The sequence below is a fragment of the Pseudomonas sp. GM41(2012) genome (genome assembly GCF_000282315.2).
Classification (GTDB): Bacteria; Pseudomonadota; Gammaproteobacteria; order Pseudomonadales; family Pseudomonadaceae; genus Aquipseudomonas.
In genome coordinates this window covers 68,866-92,078 of the sequence record NZ_AKJN02000010.1, presented here as the reverse complement: position 1 = coordinate 92,078, position 23,213 = coordinate 68,866, and the positions used below count along the sequence as shown (strand labels likewise).

The following is a 23,213-nucleotide window of genomic DNA, read 5'->3' as shown; positions in this document are numbered from 1 at the left end:
TTTTGGCGTCTTGTGACGCCAGGTATTGTTTTGAATGATTCAGCTTAGGCCCTTAGTCATCACTTTTGGCGGTTTCGCGGCAGAACCGGCAAAGGAGCCCAGAACGTAGAAAATACGCTTGCTGAAACGTTTAATCTAGAATGATTGGCACGTTACTCGATAATGTCTCATCCTTGAAGTCCAATTGTCGGATGCGTCGCGACGATGGTCGTCTGCCTTAATCGGGTAGGATTGGCGAAAATGTCGAGGCAAGCTCGAAAAAACAAGGAAAACCCGGGTTGAAACTCAGTGATATCGCCCAGTTGGCCGGTGTGTCCGTTACCACCGCCAGCTACGTCATCAATGGCAAGGCAGAACAACAACGTATCAGCAGTGCCACCGTCGAGCGCGTGCGCGCGGTCGTCGAACAACATGGCTTTACGCCCAATCCCCAAGCTGCCGGGCTGCGCAGTCGGCACACCCGCACCTTGGGTTTCATTCTGCCGGACCTGGAAAACCCCAGTTACGCGCGCATCGCCAAACTGCTGGAACAAGGTGCCCGCGCTCGCGGCTATCAGCTGCTGATCGCCAGTTCCGATGATGCGCCGGACAGCGAACGGCAATTGCTGAAACTGTTCCGGGCCCGGCGCTGCGATGCATTGATCGTTGCCAGTTGCCTGCCGGCCGGCGATGACAGCTACCGCCAATTGCAGGCCAAGGGCATTCCGATCATCGCGATCGACCGGGTCATGGAGCCTGAGCATTTCTGTTCGGTGATCAGTGATGACCGCGAGGCCAGCCTGCAACTGACCCGCAGTCTACTGGACCCGCTGCCCAAACAGATTGCACTGATCGGCGCACGCCCTGAATTGAGCATCAGCCAGGAGCGGGCGGGCGGTTTCAAAGAAGCGTTGAACGGGTTCAAAGGCGAGGTGCTGATCGAGCACGGCGAGTCGTTCAGCCGTGAGTGCGGCAAACAGTTGATGGAAGAACTGCTACAGCGTCTGGGCCATTTGCCGGATGCGCTGGTGACCACGTCCTACGTGCTGCTTCAGGGCGTATTCGATGCCTTGCACGACTTCCCGCTCAAAACCCGCCCGCTGCGCCTCGGCACCTTCGGCGACACGCAGCTGCTGGATTTCCTGCCGCTGCCGGTCAACGCCATGGCCCAACAGCATCAGCTCATCGCCGACAAAGCGCTGGAACTGGCCCTGGCCGCCATCGAGCAATCGGATTACCGACCCGGCGTGCAGGCCATCGCGCGGACCTTCAAGCAGCGTATTCGCCAGGACTGAACCGTGGAGCTGATCGACAGCCACACTCATCTGGATTTTCCGGACTTCGACGAGGATCGCACGGCGTTGTTGGCCGAAAGCCGCGCCCTCGGGGTGCGGCGGATGGTGGTGCTGGGGGTTTATCAGGGCAATTGGCAGCGGGTCTGGGATCTGGTGCAAAGCGATCCCGACCTGTATGCGGCGTTCGGTTTGCACCCGGTGTATCTGGATGATCATCGCCTTGAAGATTTACACGAACTGGGTGATTGGCTGACCCGGTTGGCGGGTCATCGGCAGTTGTGCGCGGTGGGCGAGATCGGTCTGGATTACTTTATCGAAACCCTGGACCGTGAACGCCAACAGGCACTGTTCGATGCGCAGCTGCAACTGGCGGCGGACTTCAATCTTCCGGCGCTGATTCATGTCCGACGCAGCCATGCGGCGGTGATTGCCACGCTTAAACGGTTTCGCTTGAAACGCGCGGGGATCATTCATGCCTTCGCCGGTAGCAAAGAAGAAGCCCGCGAATACATCAAGCTCGGTTTCAAACTGGGCCTGGGCGGAGCCGCGACCTGGCCTCAGGCGTTACGCATGCATCGTGTGCTGGCCGAATTGCCGCTTGAATCGGTGGTACTGGAAACCGATTCCCCGGACATGGCGCCCGCCATGTTCCCCGGCCAACGCAACAGCCCGGCGCATCTGCCGGCCATCTGCTCGGCACTGGCCGGGATCATGGCGATCAGCCCCGAGCAATTGGCCGCCGCCAGCACGGCCAACGCTTGTGAGCTGTTCAACTGGTAATCAGTCGGCGTGGGCCTTGGCGGCTTCCAGCGTCAGCGTCATGTGTTGTCGGTGCCGGGCAAACCGCATGACGGCGAAGTAGACGAAAATCGCCAACAGCGAAAAATTCAGCTGCTCCACGACGCTGAACATCCCGATCCACTCCAACACCAACGCCACCAGCAACGCGGTGCAAACCATGACCATCGTGCTCGCCCGCAGCAAGGCCAGTGAGTCGAGGGACTTGAAGCGCTTGATCTGTTTCGGATCGTTTAGTTGCAACGCTTTCTGGCAGTGGGAACACGCGAACGCTTCGTTGATTGCAATGGCGTTGAGTTGCCAGGGCTTGAGCAGGAGTGTGCTCGCACAATGAGCGCAATGCCCCTGGATTCCAATCGTTACAGCAGACATAACCGAGCCTCCTCAGGGCAGGTCCAAGTGATTGATCTTCCTTCATTAAAGACCAAAAACCAGACGATGGAGGAAAACAGGAAAAACGCCACAAACAAAGGGAACAAATACTACAGACTGTTCACATTGTAGGAGCTGAGCTTGCTCCGGGCGGCGTTCCGACGATGACGGCCTGTCATCCAACAAAGGTGTCGAATGTTAGACCGCCATCGTCGGAACGCCGCCCGGAGCAAGCTCAGCTCCTACAGTTGATCTGCGGTGTTTTTCAGACCCGGAACGCGCTGATCAGCTGCTTGAGTTCCACCACCTGAGCCGACAATGCGCGACTGGCATCCTCGGTCTGGTGTGCACCTTCGGCGGTACGCTCACCGGCGCGGTTGATTTCGACAATGTTCTGGTCGATATCGTGGGCCACGGCGGTCTGCTGCTCTACCGCGGCGGCGATTTGCTGGTTCTGATCGACGATCATGCCGACCGCACCGAGGATGTTTTCCAGCGCTTGCTGAACCTTTTCCGACTGCCCCACCGTGCCGTTGGCCATCTGATGACTGGTCCCCATCGCCTTCACCGCAGCGCCGACACCGCTGTGTAGCTTGGCGATCATCTGTTCGATTTCCTCGGTCGATTGCTGGGTGCGCTTGGCCAGGGTCCGGACCTCGTCCGCCACCACCGCAAACCCACGACCCTGCTCACCGGCCCGAGCGGCTTCGATGGCCGCGTTGAGCGCCAAGAGGTTGGTCTGTTCAGCGATGCTCTTGATCACCTCCAGCACACGGCTGATGGACTGGCTATCGCTGGCCAGTTGATTGATCACCAGCACCGACTGGTCGATCTCACTGGCCAGTGCAGCGATGCTGCCCTGCTGGGACTCCACCAGCCCGCGACCGCTGATGGTCTCATCGTTGACGCTATGAGCGCTGCTGACCGCTGCCGCGGCACTGCGTGCAACCTCAAGGGACGTGGCGGACATCTGGTTCATGGCCGTGGCGACCTGCTCGATCTGCGTGCGCTGCCCCGCCACCGCCTGGTTGCTCTGGGCGGAAACGCTCTCCACCTGCCCGGCCTGGCGCTCGACCTCACTGACGGTCTGGCCGACCCGCTCGATCAGGTCGTGGATTTTCTTCACGGTGCCGTTGAACACCTCGCCCAACTCGCCCAGTTCATCGCGGCTGTTGGCGCTGAAGGTCACCGTCATGTCGCCGGCCGCGACCTTGTCCATCACCGCGCCGAGACGCTTGAGGGTGGTGCGGGTCGAGGCGTAGAAGCCGCCGTAAAGGTAAAAAATCAGAACAAACACCACCGACAACGCCACGGCCTGCAAGACCATGTGGGTGCGGTTCTGCTCCAGTCGCTGTTGCAACTGGGTGCCGAGAAACTTCAGGGTGGCTTCATTGAGTTGGTAGGTCTGGTCCATCAGGCCCGTGACCTGATCGTAAAAGCCCTGCCACGGCGCATCCAGCGTGTCGGCCATCACTACCTGCTCTTCGAACAGTTCACTGGCCTTTTTCAACGATGCCTTGCTGATATCGGCCTGAGCCGCCAGGGTTTCCCGTGCCGCTTTGCTGGAGCCCAGCGCGTCCTGCAACTTCAGGGCATATTCGGCCTGCAGTTTTTCGATCTGCGCCAGCAACTCATCAAAACGGGTACTCGATGCCGAGTTGAGAAAGCCCTGCCCCAGCGAAAAAGAGCCCATCGCCCGGCCTTCTCCCAGAAGCTGGGTCACGGGCGGGGTGACATTGGTAATGAGTTCGCTCAGCTGGCGCATGTCACTCTGGGTGTCGCGGCTGAGGCCGGCCTGACTGGCGATGATCTGGCTGAAAATTTGTGCGTTGCCGAGCAACTTGCCGATCATCGCGCTTTTGCTTTGCAGGGAGTTTTCCGCTTGCTGGGCCTTGAACGCGGCGATCATTTCATCGCGCTTGCCATCGAAAACCATGATTTGCTCGGGGTCTGCGGTCATCGCCGTCAGCCCTTGCATACGGGTCAGCACATTTTGCCCCAGGGTACTGATCTGCGACTCGACATTGCCGGCCTTGCCGGACTGACCGAGGGTGACGTTGATCTGCACCAGGTTGTTCAGGGTTTCCAGATCGCGCCGTAACGTCAGGCTGCTGCCCAGTAGGTCAAGGCTCTGCAGCTCGATCCGGGTGCCCTGGAATTCTCGATAAGAATCGCGCACCAGATAGAAGTTGGTCACCAACATCGGCACAAGGAAAAGCACGCTGATCAGGCTGAACTTCATGCCAAAGCTCAGGCGGTTCATCAGCGCGACGGCGGGATAGAGCAAGCTCTTCACTGGAAGTCTCCCTTCGATTTCTTATTTTTATTGGCAGGCGCAGGTCGAGAGCAGATAGCCACTATTCGGCGCTGTCTCTGTATAGCCTAAATCGACGGGAGGTTTTGTAACTTAAGGTTAACGGCGAGATGCCCACTTGGGGCGATTGATATCCCTGTGGTGAGGGGGCTTGCCCCCGTTGGGTCGCGAAGCGGCCCCCAGCGTTCGTTCATACAGACCGAGTTCTCTGGATTTACGACTGCTTCGCAGCCGAACGGGGGCAAGCCCCCTCACCACAATGGAGTCCACTTCAGAGCTAAGGAAGAACGGTCCACAGCGCGAAACCGGCGTACCAGAGCACTGCCGCGCGCAGCAGCAGTTCCCAGATCCGGTCGAGGCTGTTGATGCCGTCAGGCCCGACCACCGGCGCCGGGATTTCACCCGCAACCAGCCCGACCTTCTCGATCAACTGGGCGGCGCTGATGTTCCAGTTCAGCAGCTCGTGCAGCATCACTCGGCTGACCGCTACAAAGTTGCCGACCAACGCAAAACTCGCCGCCAGCAGACGCACCGGAACCCAGTCGAACGCATGACGCAGTTTTGCGGCGCGCTCGACCACGGCCGGGTTCTGCCCGTGTTCTTCGGCCAGGGCCAGCAGTCGATAGCTCAGGGCTGCGACCGGACCCAGCAGGAAGTACCAGAAAATTACCGCGAAAAAGCTCTGATAAGCCTCCCACAGCAGATGCCCTTCGACCCGTTCCAGCAATTGTTCGCCGCTATCGGCGCAAATACCCAGGTCGCGGTTCGCCACATGAGCGGCCGCTTGCAGGTCTTCCCGGCGCCAGGCATCACGAAACGGCCCGAGACCGGCCAGCAGATCACCGCGGCCCAGACTGTAAATCACCACCAGCAGATGCACCGGCAACGCCAGCAGACCGTAAGCCACCGGGTCCAGTACCAATAGCAGCAAACCCAGGAGTGCCACTGGCAACAACACCAGTATCACCAGGATCAGCCACGGACTTTTCGCCAGACGCGGACTGACTTCAAGCTTGTTCAGCTCGCGAACCCATCCACCATCGCGCTGAATCCGATGACGCAGGGCCGAGAACTTCTCGATCCAGACCGCCAACAGCAACACCAGAAAACTCATTGTTGTTCCTCTTTTGCCAGGGCGGCGCGATAGCGTGCCCAGTCGAACGCAGGCCCAGGATCGGTTTTACGCCCGGGAGCGATGTCGCTATGCCCACAAATGCGCTGTGCGGTGATGGCCGTGAACGCGCTTTGCAGCTGCCGGGTCAGGGTCGTCAATGCTTGATATTGAGCGTCAGTGAACGGCAGATCATCCGTGCCTTCAAGTTCAATGCCCACGGAAAAATCGTTACAGGTTTCCCGCCCTTCGAAACTCGAGACGCCGGCATGCCAGGCACGCTCAAGACAAGAGACAAACTGAGTGACGGTGCCGTCACGTTCGATCAGAAAGTGCGCAGACACACGCAGGTCGGCGATCCCTTCAAAGTAGGGGTGCTCCGTGACATCCAGACGATTCTGGAAAAATTCCTGCACCTTGCCGGTGGCGAATTGCGCAGGCGGCAAACTGATGTTGTGGATCACCAGCAGGGAAATTTCGTCCGAGGGGCGCGCATTGAAGTTGGGCGAGGGGCAAATATCTACGCCCTGACACCAACCGCTCGCGGGGTCCAACTGCATACAGGTTCCTTCAACGACGACTGTGTAGGCGCCCAGTATGCCGCGATAGACCCTCGGGGCGCGATCACTTGCCGTGATTGAGGCGCCGCAGGTTGCCGATCACCGACTCCAGCGCCCGGTCGAACAGCAAAGTGTCGTCCAGCGCGCGCACCGCGCCACGACGGAATTCCAGCGCCAGACCGGTGCGGCTGCGTTCCAGCACTTTCATCCCGGTGCGATTGACGAAAATGTACTTGCCGGTGGCTTCAATGATCGCCGCCAGCTTGCAGCGAAGGGTGTTTTCCTCGTCTTCCTGAAACTCGACCCAGCACCCCAACCGCAATTGATCGACCTGAAGCAGACCGGCATCGTCCTCCGGCAAGCGCGCTGACGCCGTATCAACCGGACCTTCGTCGGCGGTTCGCAGGACGACTTCCTGCCGCACTTCGACCATTACCGGCGTATCGACAGGCTGTTCAAACTTTTGCCCAGGACGTTCGAACAGCTGAACGTGCAAGGCTTCCAGCTCACTGAAAAATTCGCTGGTGGCGAACGGATCGAAGGCCGAACTGCTCAGCCCGTCGCGCAACGACTTGAGCAACCCAGGCACCAGCGCCAACAAGCGCAGGCTCGCATCGGATTCATCATGACGCTGCACGCTCCAGATCAATTGCTCCATGGACTGCACATCGGCATGCCACTCGGCCGACTGATCGCCGTGCTTGAGACAGGTCAGCAGCAGCACCTGGCTCCACGCCTCCTGGACAAACACCACCACCCGCTGCGGCAATACTTTGCCCAACAAGGCCTGATTCAGCGCCTGTTCGACGCGCTGACGGGCCAGTTCAGTCCTGGCGCGGCCTTCTTCGGCGTCACGGGTACGTTGTTCCAGCAGCTCACTGCGACGGCGCTCATCGCTGGTGAAGGCGAGAAAATCTGCGAGCAATTCGGAAAACACCGCCGGGTCATCGACAAAATCGTTCAGCAACCGTTGCACCACTTGCTCGATGCGCAGATACAGGCTGTCGCGCTCATGGTCATCGCATTCGCCCCAACCCATGGCGGCGGTGGCGATTTCATTGAGCAGGCGTCGGGCCGGGTGACTGCTGCGGCTAAAGAAGCTCTTGTCGATCACCGCGACTTTCAGCATCGGGATCTGCAAACGGCCGATCAACGCCTTGAGCGAATCCGGCAGGTTACGGTCATCGAGGATGCATTCGAAGAGCATGGCGATCAGGTTGATCACGTCTTCGTCAGCCACCCCGACCACGCGTGACTTGCCACTTTTGACGCTGACCCGGGTCAGCAGTTGTTCGAGCTGGTTTCGCAGATCGAAGTCGTCCTGGGCTTCCGGCGCCGGCACATATTGCTGCAAGTGCGAGAGCAGGCGCATCAGGTCACGGGTGGAAATCGGCTGTGTCTGGGCACTGGCTTCAAGGGTCGGCGCGACACTGCCACGCACGTGAAGCAGCAACTCCTGCAACGCCGCGAAGACTTCCTGCACGCTGTCGTCGGTCGGCGGGCCAGCGGCGCGAGTGTTGGCCGGCGCGGGTTCAGCTCCGATGCTGGCCGCTGCACGATCCGTGGCCCGACGCGAAGGGGCGGGCTTCAGGTCGGGCAGAACACCGGTGGCGCTCAGCAACTGATTGGCTTCGGCGTAGAGCTGATTGGCATCCTTGAGCACATAGCGTTCGAACAGTTTGAGGATGATCAGCTTGACCTTGATCTCCACCCCCAGGTTGCGCCCGGCCTGCAAAAAGTACTCGCAGAGCATCGCCGGCCCCATGGGATTGTGCTGATCGAGCAGTTCCCTGCCCAACAGTGCACTGAGTCGGGCAGTCAGTTGGTCCAGGGCGAATCCGTCGCGGTTCAGCACTTTGCTGACCATCGCCTCCACTGCCACGCTGCGCTCCATGTCGTCATCGGGCAGCGCCACCGAGGCGTCGAAGGCCAACGCCAGGGGCAAGGCAGATTGAGTGATGTCGTACTGGGTGAGGCCGACAAATGCCTCGAAGAATTGTTCGAGAAAGCCGCGTTCGATGTTTTTACGCTTGAGGCGCAAGTCGCGCATGGCTTCGAAGAAGAGGTTCTGTTCGACGTCATTGCGGGCCCGGTCGGCCATTTCGAACAGCGTGTCGTCGGCGTTATCGAACAGTTCCTGCAAACCATGCCTGAGCTGTTGAGCGGCCTTGTCGCGAACCTGAAGCAGAATCACAGGCAGGCGGGCGAGCGGCGAGTGAGTCGCCTGGTCGGTAGCGACCTTGTGCAAAGGCACTACATTCCCGTCGTTGTGCATTCAGGCCTCCTGAAACGGTGAGTCTTCGAAGTCGTCAATCCAAATCCACGTCAAAGCCATGACGTCAAAAGCAAGGCGGATTATCTTGCAAAAGATGTCCCCTCTACCAGCAGACTCTGCGTTTCCCATTGAAATAGACGCTTATGACAAACGCTGACTGAGTGCCGATTGCTCAGGCGAATCGACCAAATGCAGGTTCCAGAGCAACGGGAACGCCTCTGATGCCTTGGGTTGCCCAGCGCCATGGCCCTATAATCGGGCCACTTTGTTTGTGGAGTCCGTTATGCCGAATCTACGTCTCGCCGATTTGACCGCCGAAATCGAAGCCAACGTGCGCCGTGCGTTGCTCGAAGACATCGGCAGCGGCGACATCACCGCACAGCTGATCCCGGCCGAACGCCTGGCCAAAGCCACGATCATCACCCGCGACGCTGCCGTCATCTGCGGCACAGCCTGGGTTGATGCAGTGTTTCGGCAGCTGGACCCACGTGTTGCGGTGCACTGGGAGGTGCGCGATGGCGAGCAGGTGAAACCCAATCAGGTGCTGTTCCACCTCGAAGGCCCGGCGCGCTCGCTACTGACGGGCGAACGCAGTGCACTGAACTTCCTGCAGTTGCTGTCTGGCGTGGCCACGCGCGCGCAGTACCTGTCGGATTACGTGGCGCAGACTCAGGTGAAGTTGCTCGACACCCGTAAAACCTTGCCGGGGCTGCGTCTGGCGCAGAAGTACGCCGTGACCTGCGGCGGGTGCCATAACCACCGCATCGGCCTGTACGACGCCTTCCTGATCAAGGAAAACCATATTGCCGCCTGCGGTGGCATCCCGGAGGCCATCAACGCCGCGCACAAGATTGCCCCGGGCAAACCGGTGGAGATCGAAGTGGAAAGCCTGGATGAGCTGAAGGAAGCCCTGGCGGCCGGTGCCGACATCATCATGCTCGATGAATTGAGTCTGGATGACATGCGCGAAGCCGTGCGTCTGAACGCAGGCCAGGCGAAACTGGAGGCCAGCGGCGGCATCAACGAAAGCACGCTGCTACCGATCGCAGAAACCGGGGTGGACTACATCTCGATTGGTGCGATGACCAAGGATGTGAAGGCTGTCGACCTGTCGATGCGCCTGAGCCTTTGATAACGCCTGTGTGAATGAAAAACGCCAGCCTCGTGAGGCTGGCGTTTTTATCAGACCACCAGATTATTCATCTCGCAGTACTCTTCCCACTCGACGCCCAACACCTCGGCAGCCTCCTTGTGCAGAACAAGGCGCGCAGCCTCGAACTCTTCAGGAGTTGAGGTGTACTTGAGCGTCAGTTCCCACGGCTGCAAGCCCTGGGACTCTGCCTCATCCTCGAATGCCCATTGAATCTGGTCCTTCTGATCGTCGGCCGGCAGGTCCTTGATCTCTTCGACGAGCTGGGGCGAATCCAGCAAGTACTTCTTCAGCGCTTCTTCGTGTCTGGCTTCTTGGGTCAATTCTTTAACGGTCATGTCGTTCTCGCTGATCTGGGGAATGGAAGATGGATCTGGATCATCAAGGATCTCTCTGACGCAAAAAACCGTGTGAAGCCCGGTTTGTCTGGCCTTCAGAACCATTCGGGGATCATCTGAAAACTGCAAGGTGGAGCGTGTGCAAGCGTCGAATATAGGACGTTTGGTTGGCGATTTATATGGACTTTTACATCAAATCTACAAAAAAATCTGGAGGGGCCTTTTTTGAAAATATTGTCTCGCGTCGCAGGAACAACGCTAAAACGGTAAAGTCATAGCGATGTGCCATATAGGCACTTCACAAGGAACCCTAGTGATGTCCAGTCTTGCAAAGCGTTCATCTGCCCTTCTCGCAACCAGCACGGCGGCCCTTCTTCTCGGCAGCCTGGCACTGTCCAGTACCGCCCAGGCCGGTTTGGAGTTCAGCTCCAACAGTTCCAGTTCCACCGACAAATTCCTCACTTTTCACAATTTGTACGGCAAAGATGTGATGACGAGGAGCGATATCAGTATAGAAATGGTTACCCAGCTACAGAGCACCGCTAAAACCAACTCGACTGACATCGCGACCCTTGAGAAAACGGTCAAGGAACAAACCAGACTCATCGAAGAACTCAAAAAGAATGCGGGGTCCAGTTCAAGCTCGAGCGCCAGCGAAACGGCTAACCTCAAGCGCACCGTGAGCGATCTGGAAAACGGGATGAAGAACCTCGCCAGGGCCGTGGACGAACTCAAACGCAACACCGGCTCGAGTTCCAGTGCCAATTCCAGCGAAGTCACCAACCTCAAGCACACCGTCAGCGAGCAGGACAACGCCCTGAAGAAGCTCGCCAGTCAAATGGACGATCTCAAGCGCAGCAGCAGTTCGAACTCCGGTTCAAGTTCCAGCTCCAGCGAAGTGAGCGACCTCAAGCGTATTGTCAGCGCACAGGACAGTGACCTGAAAAGGCTCGCCAGCCAGGTTGAAGACCTCAAGCGCAGTGCCGGATCGAGTTCCAGCTCAAGCTCTAGCGACCTGTCCAGCCTGAAGCGTGAAGTCAGCAATCAGGACAATCAGCTGGATCAACTCAAACGTGCAGTGGATGACCTGAGCAGAAAGGTGAAATAACAGAGGGATGGTGCCCGAGACAGGAGTCGAACCTGCGACCTTCGCGTTACGAGTGCGCTGCTCTACCAACTGAGCTACACGGGCGGTGGGCTAAACCTAGCACCGGGTTCGAAGACCAGCAACTTCACACCCTGTTTCGCAGACAAAAAAATGCCCCGCAGCTTTCACTGCGGGGCATTTTTTATAACGTTGAAGCGGTCAGGCGTGGGGAGTGATTAAACGCCCGAAGCCTTGGCTGCTGCTACGTCTTTGATGGACAGCTTGATACGGCCGCGGTTGTCCACGTCCAGTACCAGTACTTCCACTTCCTGGCCTTCTTTCAGGATGTCGGTCACTTTCTCTACGCGAGCGTCGCTCAGCATCGAGATGTGAACCAGACCGTCCTTGCCAGGCAGGATGTTGACGAATGCGCCGAAGTCGACGATGCGCTCAACCTTACCGACGTAGATCTTGCCGATTTCAGCTTCTGCGGTGATGCCCAGAACGCGCTGACGTGCAGCTTCAGCAGCTTCTTTGGTTTCGCCGAAGATCTTGATCGAACCGTCGTCTTCGATGTCGATCGAAGCCTTGGTCTCTTCACAGATCGCACGAATGGTCGCGCCGCCTTTACCGATGACATCACGGATTTTGTCGGTGTCGATTTTCATCGCGATCATGGTCGGAGCGTTTTCCGACAGCTCGGTACGCGACTGGCCAATGATCTGGTTCATCTGACCGAGGATGTTCAGGCGCGCTTCCAGGGCTTGGCCCAGAGCGATCTCCATGATTTCTTCGGTGATGCCTTTGATCTTGATGTCCATCTGCAGCGCGGTCACACCTTTGGCGGTACCCGCTACTTTGAAGTCCATGTCGCCCAAGTGGTCTTCGTCACCCAGGATGTCGGTCAGGACGGCGAATTTCTCGCCTTCTTTAACCAGACCCATGGCGATACCGGCAACCGGTGCCTTCATCGGAACGCCGGCATCCATCAGAGCCAGGGAAGCGCCGCAGACCGAAGCCATGGAGCTCGAACCGTTGGACTCGGTGATTTCCGACACAACACGGATGGTGTACGGGAACACGTCGGCAGCAGGCAGCATGGCTGCAATCGAACGACGGGCCAGACGGCCGTGACCGATTTCGCGACGACCAGCGCCACCCATGCGACCACACTCACCTACCGAGAACGGAGGGAAGTTGTAGTGCAGCATGAACGGGTCTTTTTTCTCGCCTTCCAGGGTGTCCAGCAGCTGTGCGTCACGGGCGGTGCCCAGTGTTGCAACAACCAGGGCCTGGGTTTCGCCACGGGTGAACAGAGCCGAACCGTGAGTCTTCGGCAGAACGCCAACTTCGATGTTCAGCGGACGTACGGTCTTGGTGTCGCGGCCGTCGATACGTGGCTTGCCGTTAACGATGTTTTCGCGAACGGTGCGGTATTCGATTTCGCCGAAAGCAGCTTTGACTTCAGCGGAAGTCGGTTGGCCTTCTTCGCCGGACAACTTGGCAACCACCTGGTCTTTCAGTTCGCCCAGACGAGCGTAACGGTCGGCCTTGATGGTGATGGTGTAAGCCTGGGAGATCGCGTCGCCGAACTCGGCACGGATAGCGCCCAGCAGAGCAGTGGCTTCAGGCGCAGGAGCCCAGGTCCAGGTCGGCTTGGCAGCTTCGGCGGCCAGTTCTTTAACGGCGTTGATCACCACCTGGAACTCGTCGTGAGCAAACAGTACCGCGCCCAGCATCTGGTCTTCGGTCAGCTCTTTGGCTTCCGATTCAACCATCAACACGGCTTCCGAAGTACCGGCAACGACCATGTCCAGGCTCGAAGCTTTCTGTTGTTCGTAAGTCGGGTTCAGCAGGTAGCCGGTGCTTTCGTGGAACGCAACGCGGGCAGCGCCGATCGGGCCATCAAAAGGAATGCCGGAAATGGCCAGCGCAGCCGAGGTACCGATCATCGCAGCGATGTCCGGATCGGTCTTCTTGCTGGTGGAAACGACGGTGCAGACAACCTGCACTTCGTTCATGAAGCCTTCTGGGAACAGCGGACGGATCGGACGGTCGATCAGTCGGGAAGTCAGGGTTTCTTTCTCGGAAGGACGGCCTTCACGCTTGAAGAAACCGCCAGGGATCTTACCGGCAGCGTAAGTTTTTTCCTGGTAGTGAACAGACAGAGGGAAGAAGCCCTTGCCTGGATCGGCTTGCTTGGCGCCGACCACAGTCACCAATACGCTGACGTCGTCGTCAACGGTGACCAATACTGCGCCGGAGGCCTGACGGGCGATACGGCCAGTCTCGAGGGTAACGGTCGACTGACCGAACTGGAATTTTTTGATTACCGGGTTCACGGTGTCCTACCTTCTTTTGTGGCTCTTGGGGAACTTGTCTTCTTGCGAAATTCTTGGGCAACGCCGGGAATCGGCCCGACTGTCATTGTCCAGGTAAAGCAGGTATCCAGATAAAACTTGAGGCTGGGAGCCTGCCATGCGCCAGCGGGAAACCCACTGACGTACGACAGACAACCAACCTCTAGCGCAATCGCTTATTAGCGACGCAGACCCAGGCGACCGATCAGAGTCTGGTAACGACCCAGATCCTTGCCTTTCAGGTAGTCCAGCAGCTTACGACGCTGGTTTACCATGCGGATCAGACCACGACGGGAGTGGTGATCTTTACCGTTGGCCTTGAAGTGACCTTGCAGCTTGTTGATGTTGTGGGTCAGCAGTGCAACTTGCACTTCTGGCGAACCAGTGTCACCAACAGCTTGCTGGTAGTCAGCTACGATTTGAGCTTTTTCTTGAACGTCGAGAGCCATGAGGCAATCCTTTTATCAGGAAACTGTTTCAAAAAAACAGTTTCAACAGGCCAGGGACAAATCCCTGTATCTAAAAATGAGTAGTGACCGTGCCTGTTAACAGCCACCCTCGTCCGGTCATTCTGACCGAATCAGTCGACGTGGCGCGATGCGCCCGTCTTCGCTCACTTCACCGATACCGATGAAGCGACCATTGTGATCCTGTACCCGTACCATGCCGAACTTCGGTGCATCCGGGGCTCGTACCGGTTGGCCGTTAAGCCAGTAGAACGAGCTGTGCTCCGAGAACTGCAACAGCGGCCAATCCAGCAGGCCGCTGTCCGAGGGCATCAAAAAGCGGTCGACCGCTTCGTTGCCGCCTTCGGCATGTACCGCTTCCAACTCTTCCAGCGTGACTGTCTGTGCCAGCGTGAAAGGCCCGGCCTGGGTACGTCGCAGTTCAGCAACGTATGCGCCACAACCGAGTTGCTCACCGATATCCTCCACCAGGGTGCGGATATAGGTACCTTTGGTGCAATCCACTGCAAGCCGCGCAGTATCACCTTCAAAGGCCAGTAATTCCAAGCGCGTAATAGTAACAGAACGCGGTTCGCGCTCCACTACTTCACCTGCCCGCGCCAGCTTGTACAACGGCTGGCCATCACGTTTGAGCGCCGAGTACATGGGCGGTATCTGACTGATTTGCCCACGAAATTTCGGCAGTACTGCTTCGACATCGGCGCGACCAACGGTCACCGGGCGCTCCAGCAACACATCACCCTCGGCATCGGCCGTGGTGGTGGTCTTGCCCAGTTGCGCCAGGGTTTCGTAACCCTTGTCGGAATCGAGCAGGTATTGCGAAAACTTGGTGGCCTCACCGAAGCACAACGGCAACACGCCAGTGGCCAGCGGATCGAGACTGCCGGTGTGCCCGGCCTTCTCGGCGTTCAGCAACCAGCGAACCTTCTGCAACGCCGCATTGGAGGTGAACCCCAGTGGCTTGTCGAGCAGGATGATACCGCTGACGTTACGACGGATACGTTTGACCTGAGCCACCGATTACTCCTTGGTGTCTTCGGCTTCTGCCGCAACCGGATGCTGATTGTCTTCAGCTACCGCACGTTCGATCAATGCCGACAGATGAGCACCACGCACGACGCTTTCGTCGTAGTGGAAGTGCAACTGTGGAACGCTGCGCAACTTCATTTCGCGAGCCAACTGCATGCGCAGGAAACCGGCAGCGGAGTTGAGCACCTTGATGCTTTGCGCGATGTCTTCAGCGTTGTCTTGCCCCATCACGGTGATGAAGATCTTGGCGTGACCGACGTCACGGCTGACTTCAACAGCGGTAATGGTGACCAGGCCGACGCGCGGGTCTTTGACTTCACGACGGATCAGCTGTGCCAGCTCACGCTGCATCTGATCGCCGATACGTTGGGTACGGCTGTATTCTTTTGCCATGTCTTGTTACCTGTTACTGCCACACGGTGAAACCCATGGGGTCTGAAAGCGGCAAACGCCCGGCCTGACAAAAGCCAGACCGGGCGTTGCGTTTAGAGTCCTGACGCTGCGCTGCGCATCTGCATGCGGCGGCTCATCGTGGCCCTTGAAGTGCGCGAGTTAGAGGCTGCGAGCAACCTGAACCTTCTCGAAGACTTCGATCTTGTCACCGACTTTAACGTCGTTGTAGCTCTTCACGCCGATACCGCATTCCATGCCGGCACGTACTTCGGAAGCGTCATCCTTGAAGCGGCGCAGGGATTCCAGCTCGCCTTCGAAGATAACGATGTCTTCACGCAGTACACGGATTGGACGGTTACGGTGAACAACACCTTCGATAACCATGCAACCGGCGATCGCGCCAAACTTCGGCGAACGGAACACATCACGCACTTCAGCGGTACCCAGGATGTTCTCGCGAACATCGCTGCCCAGCATACCGGTGAGGGCTTTCTTGACGTCTTCGATGATGTCGTAGATCACGTTGTAGTAACGCATATCCAGACCTTCCTGCTCGACGATCTTGCGAGCGCCAGCATCGGCACGCACGTTGAAGCCGAACAGTACAGCGTTGGAGGCCAGTGCAAGGTTGGCGTCGGACTCGGTGATACCACCGACACCGCCACCGACAACACGCACTTGCACTTCGTCGTTACCCAGGCCGTTCAAGGCACCGTTCAACGCTTCCAGCGAACCACGGACGTCGGATTTGAGGACGATGTTGAGCGTCTTCTTCTCTTCCTGACCCATGTTCTCGAAGATGTTTTCAAGCTTGCCAGCGTGAGCACGGGCCAGTTTGACTTCGCGGAACTTGCCTTGACGGAACAGAGCCACTTCACGGGCTTTCTTCTCGTCAGCAACTACGCTCATCTCGTCGCCAGCGTCCGGGGTACCGTCCAGGCCGAGAATCTCGACAGGGATGGAAGGACCGGCTTCTTTGATTGGCTTGCCGTTCTCGTCGAGCATGGCGCGAACGCGGCCATAGTTCGAACCGACCAGCACCATGTCGCCTTGGCGCAGGGTACCGTCTTGAACCAGAACGGTAGCAACCGGGCCACGACCTTTGTCGAGACGCGATTCAACCACGACGCCGCGGCCAGGAGCCGAAGGAGTCGCTTTCAGTTCCAGAACTTCAGCTTGCAGCAGAACAGCTTCGAGCAACTCGTCCACGCCAGTACCGACTTTCGCCGAAACCGATACGAACGGGGTGTCGCCGCCCCACTCTTCCGAAGTCACGCCGTGAACCGACAGTTCGCTACGGATGCGATCGAGATCAGCGCCCGGCTTGTCGATTTTGTTCACTGCAACTACCAGAGGAACACCGGCAGCCTTGGCATGCTGGACAGCTTCAATGGTCTGCGGCATCACGCCGTCGTCCGCTGCAACTACCAGGATCACGATGTCAGTCGCCTTGGCACCACGAGCACGCATTGCGGTAAACGCAGCGTGACCCGGGGTATCGAGGAAAGTGACCATGCCGCGATCAGTTTCAACGTGGTACGCACCGATGTGCTGGGTGATACCGCCGGCTTCGCCAGCAGCTACCTTGGCACGACGGATATAGTCGAGCAGCGAGGTCTTACCGTGGTCAACGTGGCCCATTACGGTCACAACTGGTGCACGGGAGAACGCTTCACCTTCAAACTTCAGGGACTCGGCCAGGGAATCTTCCAGGGCGGTGTCGCTGACCAGGGTCACTTTGTGGCCCAACTCTTCAGCAACCAGTTGGGCAGTTTCCTGATCCAGTACCTGGTTGATGGTCGCTGGAGTACCCAGTTTGAACATGAACTTGATGATTTCAGCAGCCTTGACCGACATCTGCTGGGCGAGATCGCCAACAGTGATGGTCTCGCCGATCTTCACTTCGCGCACTACAGGGCCGGTTGGGCTCTGGAAACCGTGAGCGTTGCGTTTCTTCAGCTTGGCCTTGCCGCGACCACCACGACGGAAGCCATCGCTTTCTTCGTCGGTAGTACGTGGGGCAACGCGTGGAGCAGGCGCTTTCTCTTTGACCGAAGCACGATGCGGAGCGTTTTTGCGCTCACCATCGCCACTGCCACGACGACTGTTATCGTCGGCACGTGGTTTGTCCGGACGACGCTGTTCGTTCTGCTTGTTGCGAACATCGGCAGACGGCGCTGGTGCAGCAGCCACAACTGGCGCGCTTTCACGTACTGGCTCGGCAACTGCAGCAGGTGCTGCAACGGCGTCGTTAGTAGCGGATTGTGCAGCAGCAGGCTGGCGACGCGCTTCTTCTTCGGCGCGACGCTTGGCTTCTTCTTCAGCCTTCTGACGTGCAGCATTTTCTACTGCGCGACGTTCTTCCAGTTCGCGTTTGCGCTCGGCTTCGATTTCTTCCGGGCTGCGCTGTACGAAAACTTTCTTTTTACGTACTTCAACACTGATGCTTTTGCTGCCAGCAACACGCAGGGTGCTGGTGGTTTTACGCTGCAGTGTGATCTTGCGTGGTTCTTCCACTTTCGCCTTGTGGCTGCTTTTCAAGTGAGTCAGCAAAGATTGCTTCTCACTGTCAGTCACATGTTCTTCGGCGGCGGTGTGCGGCAGACCTGCCTCACGCATCTGCTGCAACAGGCGCTCTACCGGTGTTTTGACCTCATCGGCCAGTTGTTTCACCGTGACTTGCGTCATGCACTTCTCTCCTCAGGCCGCGCCTAATTACTCGAACCAGTGGGCTCGGGCGGCCATGATCAACTTGCCGGCACGATCATCGTCAATGCCGTCGATGTCGAGCAGGTCGTCAATAGACTGCTCGGCCAGGTCTTCGCGGGTAATTACGCCGCGCACCGCCAGTTCCATCGCCAAATCCTTGTCCATACCCTCAAGCGAGAGCAGGTCTTCGGCCGGATGGGCGTCTGCCAGCTTTTCCTCAGTAGCGATGGCTTTGGTCAACAAACGATCCTTGGCGCGAGCGCGAAGCTCGTTGACGGTTTCTTCGTCAAAGCCGTCGATGTTGAGCATTTCTTCCAACGGTACGTAGGCAATCTCTTCCAGGCTGGTAAAGCCTTCATCTACCAGCACCTGTGCCAGGTCTTCGTCGACTTCCAGCTCGTCGATGAAGTTGCGCAGGATGTCGCCGGTTTCTGCTTGCTGCTTAGCCTGGATGTCCGATTCGGTCATCACGTTCAGGGTCCAGCCAGTCAACTGGCTAGCCAGACGCACGTTCTGACCACCCCGACCAATGGCCTGAGCCAGATTGTCTGCGCCAACGGCGATGTCCATTGCATGGGCATCTTCGTCAACGATAATTGCCGCCACTTCAGCCGGCGACATTGCATTGATCACAAACTGAGCCGGGTTGTCGTCCCACAGGACGATGTCCACACGCTCACCGCCCAACTCACCCGACACTGCCTGGACGCGCGAACCGCGCATACCGATGCAAGCGCCTTGCGGGTCGATGCGTTTGTCCTTGGAGCGGACCGCGATCTTGGCGCGCGAACCCGGATCACGGGACGCAGCCATTACTTCGATCAGGCCTTCAGCGATTTCCGGCACTTCGATGCGGAACAACTCGATCAGCATTTCCGGCGCAGTACGCGACAGGATCAGCTGCGGGCCGCGGTTCTCGGTGCGGATTTCCTTGAGCAGCGCACGCAAACGCACGCCAACCCGGAAGGTTTCGCGAGAAATGATGTCTTCACGAGCCAGCAACGCTTCGGCGTTGTTGCCCAGGTCGACGATCACGTTGTCGCGGGTTACTTTCTTCACGGTGCCGGAGATGATTTCCCCCAGGCGCTCGCGATAGGCATCAACGACTTGAGCGCGCTCGGCTTCGCGAACTTTCTGCACGATGACTTGCTTGGCAGTCTGTGCAGCGATGCGGCCGAACTCAATGGACTCGATCTTTTCTTCGACTACATCACCAACCTGGGCACCAGGATGCGTTTCTGCAACCTTGCTCGGCCAGGTTTCGATGGCCGGATCGTCCAGGTCTGCTTCTTCGACGACCGTCCAGCGACGGAATGTCTCGTAAGCACCGGTGTGGCGATTGATTTCCACACGCAGATCGACTTCGTCCTCGAAACGTTTTTTGGTAGCAGTGGCCAGAGCCAGCTCCAGCGCTTCAAAAATTACGTTTGCCGGTACGCCCTTTTCATTGGATACCGACTCAACAACCAGCAGTACTTCTTTGCTCATCGTACGCCTCGCCTTTCGCAAGCCATTGGATCCGCGGGATCCGCGTCTCAGTCAAAACTGGGAATAATGTTGGCCTTGTCGATCATATCGATCGGCAACAGGAACTCATGGTCTTCTACCTGCACCACGACGTCCTGCTCTTCTACACCGCGCAGAAGGCCCTGAAAGTTGCGTCGGCCTTCAAAAGGCGAGCGCAGCTTGATCTTCACTTGTTCACCGGCAAATTTTGCAAACTGCTCAATAGTGAACAGCGGGCGTTCCATGCCAGGCGAGGAAACTTCAAGGGTGTATTCAACGGCGATTGGATCTTCAACATCCAGAACACCACTGATCTGACGGCTGACAATGGCACAATCGTCCACCAGCACGCCGCCCTCTTTATCGATATAAACGCGCAACATTGAGTGGCGACCTTGAGCCGAAAACTCAATACCCCAGCATTCATAGCCTAGGGCCACGACCACCGGGGCCAGCAAGGCCTGCAACTCTTCTAGCTTGCTCGACACCTGAACCCCCTCGTGCATGTATGTGCATGCTGTGCAAAATAAAAAAATGGGCGAAACGCCCATCCTTGAAACGCCGTCGAACAGCGGCGTTGAAAGTGTCCAGCTAACAAAAAGCCCCTTAAAAGGGGCTCCTTAAACTGGTTGCGGGGGCCGGATTTGAACCGACGACCTTCGGGTTATGAGCCCGACGAGCTACCAGACTGCTCCACCCCGCGACAAAGCTGGGGCGGAAGTATACGACCGATCCCTGACAGGGTCAATGTAACCTTCCACCTACAAGAAAGCCCGCAACAGCGGGCTCTCCTGATAATTGGTACCGAGAAGGGGACTCGAACCCCTACACCCTATGGGCACAACCACCTCAAGGTTGCGTGTCTACCAATTCCACCACCTCGGCAATACTACGTTTGAAACCCTTCTTACTTTTGCTCTTGAGCTGGAGGCACGTCAGTCGCTGGAGTAGCCGACTTTTGCTCTTGAAGCACCGGTACATCATCAGAAGCCGGTTGTTGCTTTGGAACTTCCAACACTGCCGGGTTTGGCAAACCTACTTGAGTCAGCTGATGAGCCTTCTCTTTAGCAAAGTAACCTAACCCTAAGCTGGTTATGAAGAAACCGGCGGCAAGTATAGCAGTAAACTTACTAAGAAAGGTAGAGGAACCTTGGCTTCCGAACACAGTATTTGAAGCACCTGCTCCGAAAGACGCGCCAGCATCCGCACCTTTACCCTGCTGCAGCAATACCAGAGCAACTACGCCCAACGCACCCAGCAGATGAAAAACGACTACGACTGTTTCCAGCATTTTTTCAGTTTCCCGCGGCGCGACAAATCGCACCGAACTCATCTGCATTCAGGGAAGCCCCACCAATGAGCCCCCCATCGATATCCGGCATGCCGAACAGTTCGACCGCATTGGCCGCCTTCACGCTGCCGCCGTATAGAAGCCGCACACCTTGTGCGACCTCAGAATTCTCTGCCGCCAACTGAGCGCGAATGGCTGCATGCACATCCTGCGCCTGTTGCGGCGAAGCAGTCAGCCCGGTACCAATGGCCCAGACCGGCTCGTAAGCGATTACTGCCTTTGCAAAAGCACCAACACCGAGCTCCTCTATGATACTGCCTAGCTGACGCCCGACAACCTCAAGAGTTTTTCCAGCTTCGCGCTCTTCAAGGGTTTCCCCTACGCACAACACCGGAATCAAGCCGCATGCCTGTGCCGCTGCGAACTTGCGAATCAGCACTCCGTCCTGCTCGCCCATTATCTGGCGGCGCTCGGAGTGCCCGACAAGCACCAGGGAACAACCTGCATCCACCAACTGACTCGGCGAAATCTCACCGGTCAATGCACCTTGCATGGATTCCACCGCAGAATTCTGCGCGCCGACCGAAATCGACTTTCCTTCCAGGCCATCAATCACTTGATTGATATGCAAGCAAGGCGGGAATACCGCTACATCAACATCGCTCGGCAAGGCCAGATGACGAAGGCCATTGATCAGCTCAGCGACGCTGGCGCGGGTACCGTGCATCTTCCAGTTACCAGCTACCATAGGGCGACGCATGCTGTACCTCGTCGGTCAAAGTGGGCGCAGATGTTACCCAACACAATCATGGCTGGCAAGCCGAAATCAGGCAGAAACTTCAGTAACCAGTTTTGCCAGCTCTTCCGCGTAGCCGCGAACCTGTGTTTCGTCCTCGCCTTCGACCATGACCCGCACCAGCGGCTCCGTCCCGGACTTGCGCAACAGCACACGCCCACGACCAGCCATGGCCTGGGTAACGCGCTCGCTGGCCTCTTTGACCGCAGGATGATCGAGGGGGCTCACACCGCCGCCGAAACGCACATTGATCAGCACCTGAGGGCACTTGCGCAGTGCCTGACGCGATTGCGCCAGCCCCTCGGAGCGGGTCTTCAACGCCATCAACACCTGCAATGCAGCAATGATCGCGTCACCGGTGGTGGTGTGGTCGAAGCAGACAATGTGCCCCGAATTTTCACCACCCACCTGCCAATTGCGCTCCAGCAACTCGGAGATTACATACCGGTCGCCAACATTGGCCCGCACAAAAGGAATTGCCAGATCCGCCAGGGCCAATTCCAACCCCAGGTTACTCATCAGCGTACCGACCACGCCGCCCTGCAACTTGCCCTGCACATGCAGGTCGCGAGCAATGATGAACAGCAACTCATCACCGTCGACGACAGCACCGGTATGGTCAACCATCTGAACCCGGTCACCATCACCGTCAAAGGCGATACCCAAATCAGCATGCTCAGCCAATACAGCAGCTTGCAGTGGCTCCATATGGGTCGAACCGCAATTTTCATTGATGTTCAGGCCGTTAGGATGAGCAGAAAGTACAACGACATCGGCCCCCAGCTCACGGAATACACTAGGCGCCACCTTGTAGGTCGCTCCGTGGGCGCAGTCGATCACGATCTTCAGGCCCGCGAAGCTGGTACCGGTCGGGACGCTGCTTTTGCAGAATTCGATATAACGGCCTGAAGCATCGTTGATGCGCGATACCTTGCCGATCTTGCTCGACTCAACCACGGTCATCGGGGTGTCGAGCAACTCTTCGATCATATGCTCGACTTCATCAGGAAGCTTGGTGCCCTTCCCGGAGAAAAACTTGATGCCATTGTCATCGTGAGGGTTGTGCGAGGCACTGATCACGATGCCCGCTTCAGCCTGGAAGGTACGCGTCAGGTAGGCGATGGCCGGTGTCGGCATCGGGCCCAGGAGCATGACATCGGCACCTGCCGAAGTAAGTCCGGCCTCGAGCGCAGATTCGAACATATATCCGGAGATCCGCGTGTCCTTGCCCACCAATACCTTGCAGGCACCCATTTTGCGGAACGCCATACCAGCAGCCCAACCAAGCTTGAGCATGAAGTCAGGAGTAATCGGGTATTCGCCAACCCGACCACGAATGCCGTCGGTACCAAAGTATTTCTTAGTCATAAGTACTCCATCATT

20 protein-coding genes and 3 tRNA genes are annotated in these 23,213 nt (G+C 57.7%); 4 read left to right on the top strand and 19 right to left on the bottom strand.

What is annotated here, in order from left to right; all coding sequences use genetic code 11:
- Window positions 1–278 precede the first annotated feature (278 nt).
- A complete protein-coding gene (cra, locus tag PMI27_RS02900; RefSeq protein WP_008148991.1) occupies window positions 279–1,274 on the top strand; it encodes a catabolite repressor/activator in 996 nt (331 codons plus the stop codon).
- 3 nt (window positions 1,275–1,277) lie between these two features.
- Window positions 1,278–2,054 carry a TatD family hydrolase gene (locus PMI27_RS02905; RefSeq protein ID WP_008148993.1) on the top strand — a complete coding sequence of 259 codons (777 nt, stop codon included), beginning with the start codon at window positions 1,278–1,280 and terminating at the stop codon, window positions 2,052–2,054.
- Here the strand turns inward: PMI27_RS02905 and PMI27_RS02910 are convergent, their stop codons facing one another.
- The 5 genes from PMI27_RS02910 to PMI27_RS02930 all read right to left on the bottom strand — a co-directional run bounded on the left by PMI27_RS02910 (window position 2,055) and on the right by PMI27_RS02930 (window position 8,704).
- Window positions 2,055–2,444, bottom strand: a complete 390-nt coding sequence (locus PMI27_RS02910; RefSeq protein WP_008148995.1) for a hypothetical protein — start codon at window positions 2,442–2,444, stop codon at window positions 2,055–2,057.
- Between the two features lie 265 nt (window positions 2,445–2,709).
- The gene (locus tag PMI27_RS02915) at window positions 2,710–4,740 is read right to left on the bottom strand and encodes a methyl-accepting chemotaxis protein (RefSeq protein ID WP_008148998.1); all 2,031 of its coding nucleotides are present in this window, start codon (window positions 4,738–4,740) and stop codon (window positions 2,710–2,712) included.
- A gap of 295 nt (window positions 4,741–5,035) precedes the next feature.
- Window positions 5,036–5,872 (bottom strand): regulatory signaling modulator protein AmpE, encoded by an 837-nt coding sequence (gene ampE, locus PMI27_RS02920; RefSeq protein WP_008149000.1) that lies wholly within the window; start codon window positions 5,870–5,872, stop codon window positions 5,036–5,038.
- On the bottom strand, window positions 5,869–6,429 hold the full coding sequence (gene ampD, locus PMI27_RS02925; protein WP_008149001.1) for a 1,6-anhydro-N-acetylmuramyl-L-alanine amidase AmpD: 561 nt from the start codon (window positions 6,427–6,429) through the stop codon (window positions 5,869–5,871). Before ampD ends, ampE begins: the two co-directional genes overlap by 4 nt.
- Before the next feature lie 64 nt (window positions 6,430–6,493).
- Window positions 6,494–8,704 (bottom strand): DUF1631 domain-containing protein, encoded by a 2,211-nt coding sequence (locus PMI27_RS02930; protein WP_008149003.1) that lies wholly within the window; start codon window positions 8,702–8,704, stop codon window positions 6,494–6,496.
- 283 nt (window positions 8,705–8,987) lie between these two features.
- On the opposite strand from PMI27_RS02930, the gene nadC reads away from it, so the two are divergent.
- Entirely contained in the window at window positions 8,988–9,836 is an 849-nt protein-coding gene (gene nadC, locus PMI27_RS02935; RefSeq protein ID WP_008149005.1) for a carboxylating nicotinate-nucleotide diphosphorylase, read from the top strand.
- Between the two features lie 50 nt (window positions 9,837–9,886).
- On the opposite strand, the gene PMI27_RS02940 is transcribed toward nadC, so the two are convergent.
- Window positions 9,887–10,192, bottom strand: a complete 306-nt coding sequence (locus PMI27_RS02940; RefSeq protein ID WP_008149007.1) for a DUF6388 family protein — start codon at window positions 10,190–10,192, stop codon at window positions 9,887–9,889.
- Between the two features lie 316 nt (window positions 10,193–10,508).
- Here PMI27_RS02940 and PMI27_RS02945 point away from each other — a divergent pair, with 316 nt between their 5' ends.
- Window positions 10,509–11,300 (top strand): hypothetical protein, encoded by a 792-nt coding sequence (locus PMI27_RS02945; protein ID WP_008149009.1) that lies wholly within the window; start codon window positions 10,509–10,511, stop codon window positions 11,298–11,300.
- Window positions 11,301–11,308: 8 nt separating this feature from the next.
- On the opposite strand, the gene PMI27_RS0229910 is transcribed toward PMI27_RS02945, so the two are convergent.
- The 13 genes from PMI27_RS0229910 to glmM all read right to left on the bottom strand — a co-directional run bounded on the left by PMI27_RS0229910 (window position 11,309) and on the right by glmM (window position 23,198).
- Window positions 11,309–11,384 (bottom strand) — tRNA-Thr (locus PMI27_RS0229910).
- A gap of 131 nt (window positions 11,385–11,515) precedes the next feature.
- On the bottom strand, window positions 11,516–13,621 hold the full coding sequence (gene pnp / locus PMI27_RS02950; RefSeq protein WP_008149011.1) for a polyribonucleotide nucleotidyltransferase: 2,106 nt from the start codon (window positions 13,619–13,621) through the stop codon (window positions 11,516–11,518).
- Window positions 13,622–13,818: 197 nt separating this feature from the next.
- Window positions 13,819–14,088: a 30S ribosomal protein S15 gene (gene rpsO / locus PMI27_RS02955; RefSeq protein WP_003177875.1), complete on the bottom strand. Its 270-nt coding sequence runs from the start codon at window positions 14,086–14,088 to the stop codon at window positions 13,819–13,821.
- 117 nt (window positions 14,089–14,205) lie between these two features.
- Entirely contained in the window at window positions 14,206–15,123 is a 918-nt protein-coding gene (truB, locus tag PMI27_RS02960) for a tRNA pseudouridine(55) synthase TruB (RefSeq protein ID WP_008149014.1), read from the bottom strand.
- Between the two features lie 3 nt (window positions 15,124–15,126).
- On the bottom strand, window positions 15,127–15,528 hold the full coding sequence (rbfA, locus tag PMI27_RS02965) for a 30S ribosome-binding factor RbfA (RefSeq protein ID WP_008149016.1): 402 nt from the start codon (window positions 15,526–15,528) through the stop codon (window positions 15,127–15,129).
- A 159-nt stretch (window positions 15,529–15,687) separates the two neighbouring features.
- Window positions 15,688–18,216, bottom strand: coding sequence for a translation initiation factor IF-2 (infB, locus tag PMI27_RS02970; RefSeq protein WP_008149017.1), 2,529 nt, complete (start codon window positions 18,214–18,216; stop codon window positions 15,688–15,690).
- A gap of 27 nt (window positions 18,217–18,243) precedes the next feature.
- Window positions 18,244–19,725, bottom strand: coding sequence for a transcription termination factor NusA (gene nusA, locus PMI27_RS02975; RefSeq protein WP_008024459.1), 1,482 nt, complete (start codon window positions 19,723–19,725; stop codon window positions 18,244–18,246).
- 47 nt (window positions 19,726–19,772) lie between these two features.
- Window positions 19,773–20,231 carry a ribosome maturation factor RimP gene (gene rimP / locus PMI27_RS02980; RefSeq protein WP_010463487.1) on the bottom strand — a complete coding sequence of 153 codons (459 nt, stop codon included), beginning with the start codon at window positions 20,229–20,231 and terminating at the stop codon, window positions 19,773–19,775.
- A 138-nt stretch (window positions 20,232–20,369) separates the two neighbouring features.
- Window positions 20,370–20,446: transfer RNA gene (locus PMI27_RS0229905), tRNA-Met, on the bottom strand.
- Window positions 20,447–20,542: 96 nt separating this feature from the next.
- Window positions 20,543–20,628 (bottom strand) — tRNA-Leu (locus tag PMI27_RS0229900).
- A gap of 22 nt (window positions 20,629–20,650) precedes the next feature.
- Window positions 20,651–21,034, bottom strand: coding sequence for a preprotein translocase subunit SecG (gene secG / locus PMI27_RS0229895; protein ID WP_017336473.1), 384 nt, complete (start codon window positions 21,032–21,034; stop codon window positions 20,651–20,653).
- Between the two features lie 4 nt (window positions 21,035–21,038).
- On the bottom strand, window positions 21,039–21,794 hold the full coding sequence (gene tpiA, locus PMI27_RS02985) for a triose-phosphate isomerase (RefSeq protein ID WP_008149021.1): 756 nt from the start codon (window positions 21,792–21,794) through the stop codon (window positions 21,039–21,041).
- A gap of 66 nt (window positions 21,795–21,860) precedes the next feature.
- Window positions 21,861–23,198 carry a phosphoglucosamine mutase gene (glmM, locus tag PMI27_RS02990; RefSeq protein WP_008149023.1) on the bottom strand — a complete coding sequence of 446 codons (1,338 nt, stop codon included), beginning with the start codon at window positions 23,196–23,198 and terminating at the stop codon, window positions 21,861–21,863.
- Window positions 23,199–23,213 lie beyond the last annotated feature (15 nt).

Coding starts and splice junctions, on each gene's coding strand:
- PMI27_RS02910 (WP_008148995.1), bottom strand. CDS start 2,444: ATGTCTGCTGTAACGATTGGAATCCAGGGGCATTGCGCTCATTGTGCG.
- ampE (WP_008149000.1), bottom strand. CDS start 5,872: ATGAGTTTTCTGGTGTTGCTGTTGGCGGTCTGGATCGAGAAGTTCTCG.
- ampD (WP_008149001.1), bottom strand. CDS start 6,429: ATGCAGTTGGACCCCGCGAGCGGTTGGTGTCAGGGCGTAGATATTTGC.
- PMI27_RS02930 (WP_008149003.1), bottom strand. CDS start 8,704: ATGCACAACGACGGGAATGTAGTGCCTTTGCACAAGGTCGCTACCGAC.
- nadC (WP_008149005.1), top strand. CDS start 8,988: ATGCCGAATCTACGTCTCGCCGATTTGACCGCCGAAATCGAAGCCAAC.
- PMI27_RS02940 (WP_008149007.1), bottom strand. CDS start 10,192: ATGACCGTTAAAGAATTGACCCAAGAAGCCAGACACGAAGAAGCGCTG.
- PMI27_RS02945 (WP_008149009.1), top strand. CDS start 10,509: ATGTCCAGTCTTGCAAAGCGTTCATCTGCCCTTCTCGCAACCAGCACG.
- rpsO (WP_003177875.1), bottom strand. CDS start 14,088: ATGGCTCTCGACGTTCAAGAAAAAGCTCAAATCGTAGCTGACTACCAG.
- rbfA (WP_008149016.1), bottom strand. CDS start 15,528: ATGGCAAAAGAATACAGCCGTACCCAACGTATCGGCGATCAGATGCAG.
- infB (WP_008149017.1), bottom strand. CDS start 18,216: ATGACGCAAGTCACGGTGAAACAACTGGCCGATGAGGTCAAAACACCG.
- nusA (WP_008024459.1), bottom strand. CDS start 19,725: ATGAGCAAAGAAGTACTGCTGGTTGTTGAGTCGGTATCCAATGAAAAG.
- secG (WP_017336473.1), bottom strand. CDS start 21,034: ATGCTGGAAACAGTCGTAGTCGTTTTTCATCTGCTGGGTGCGTTGGGC.
- tpiA (WP_008149021.1), bottom strand. CDS start 21,794: ATGCGTCGCCCTATGGTAGCTGGTAACTGGAAGATGCACGGTACCCGC.
- glmM (WP_008149023.1), bottom strand. CDS start 23,198: ATGACTAAGAAATACTTTGGTACCGACGGCATTCGTGGTCGGGTTGGC.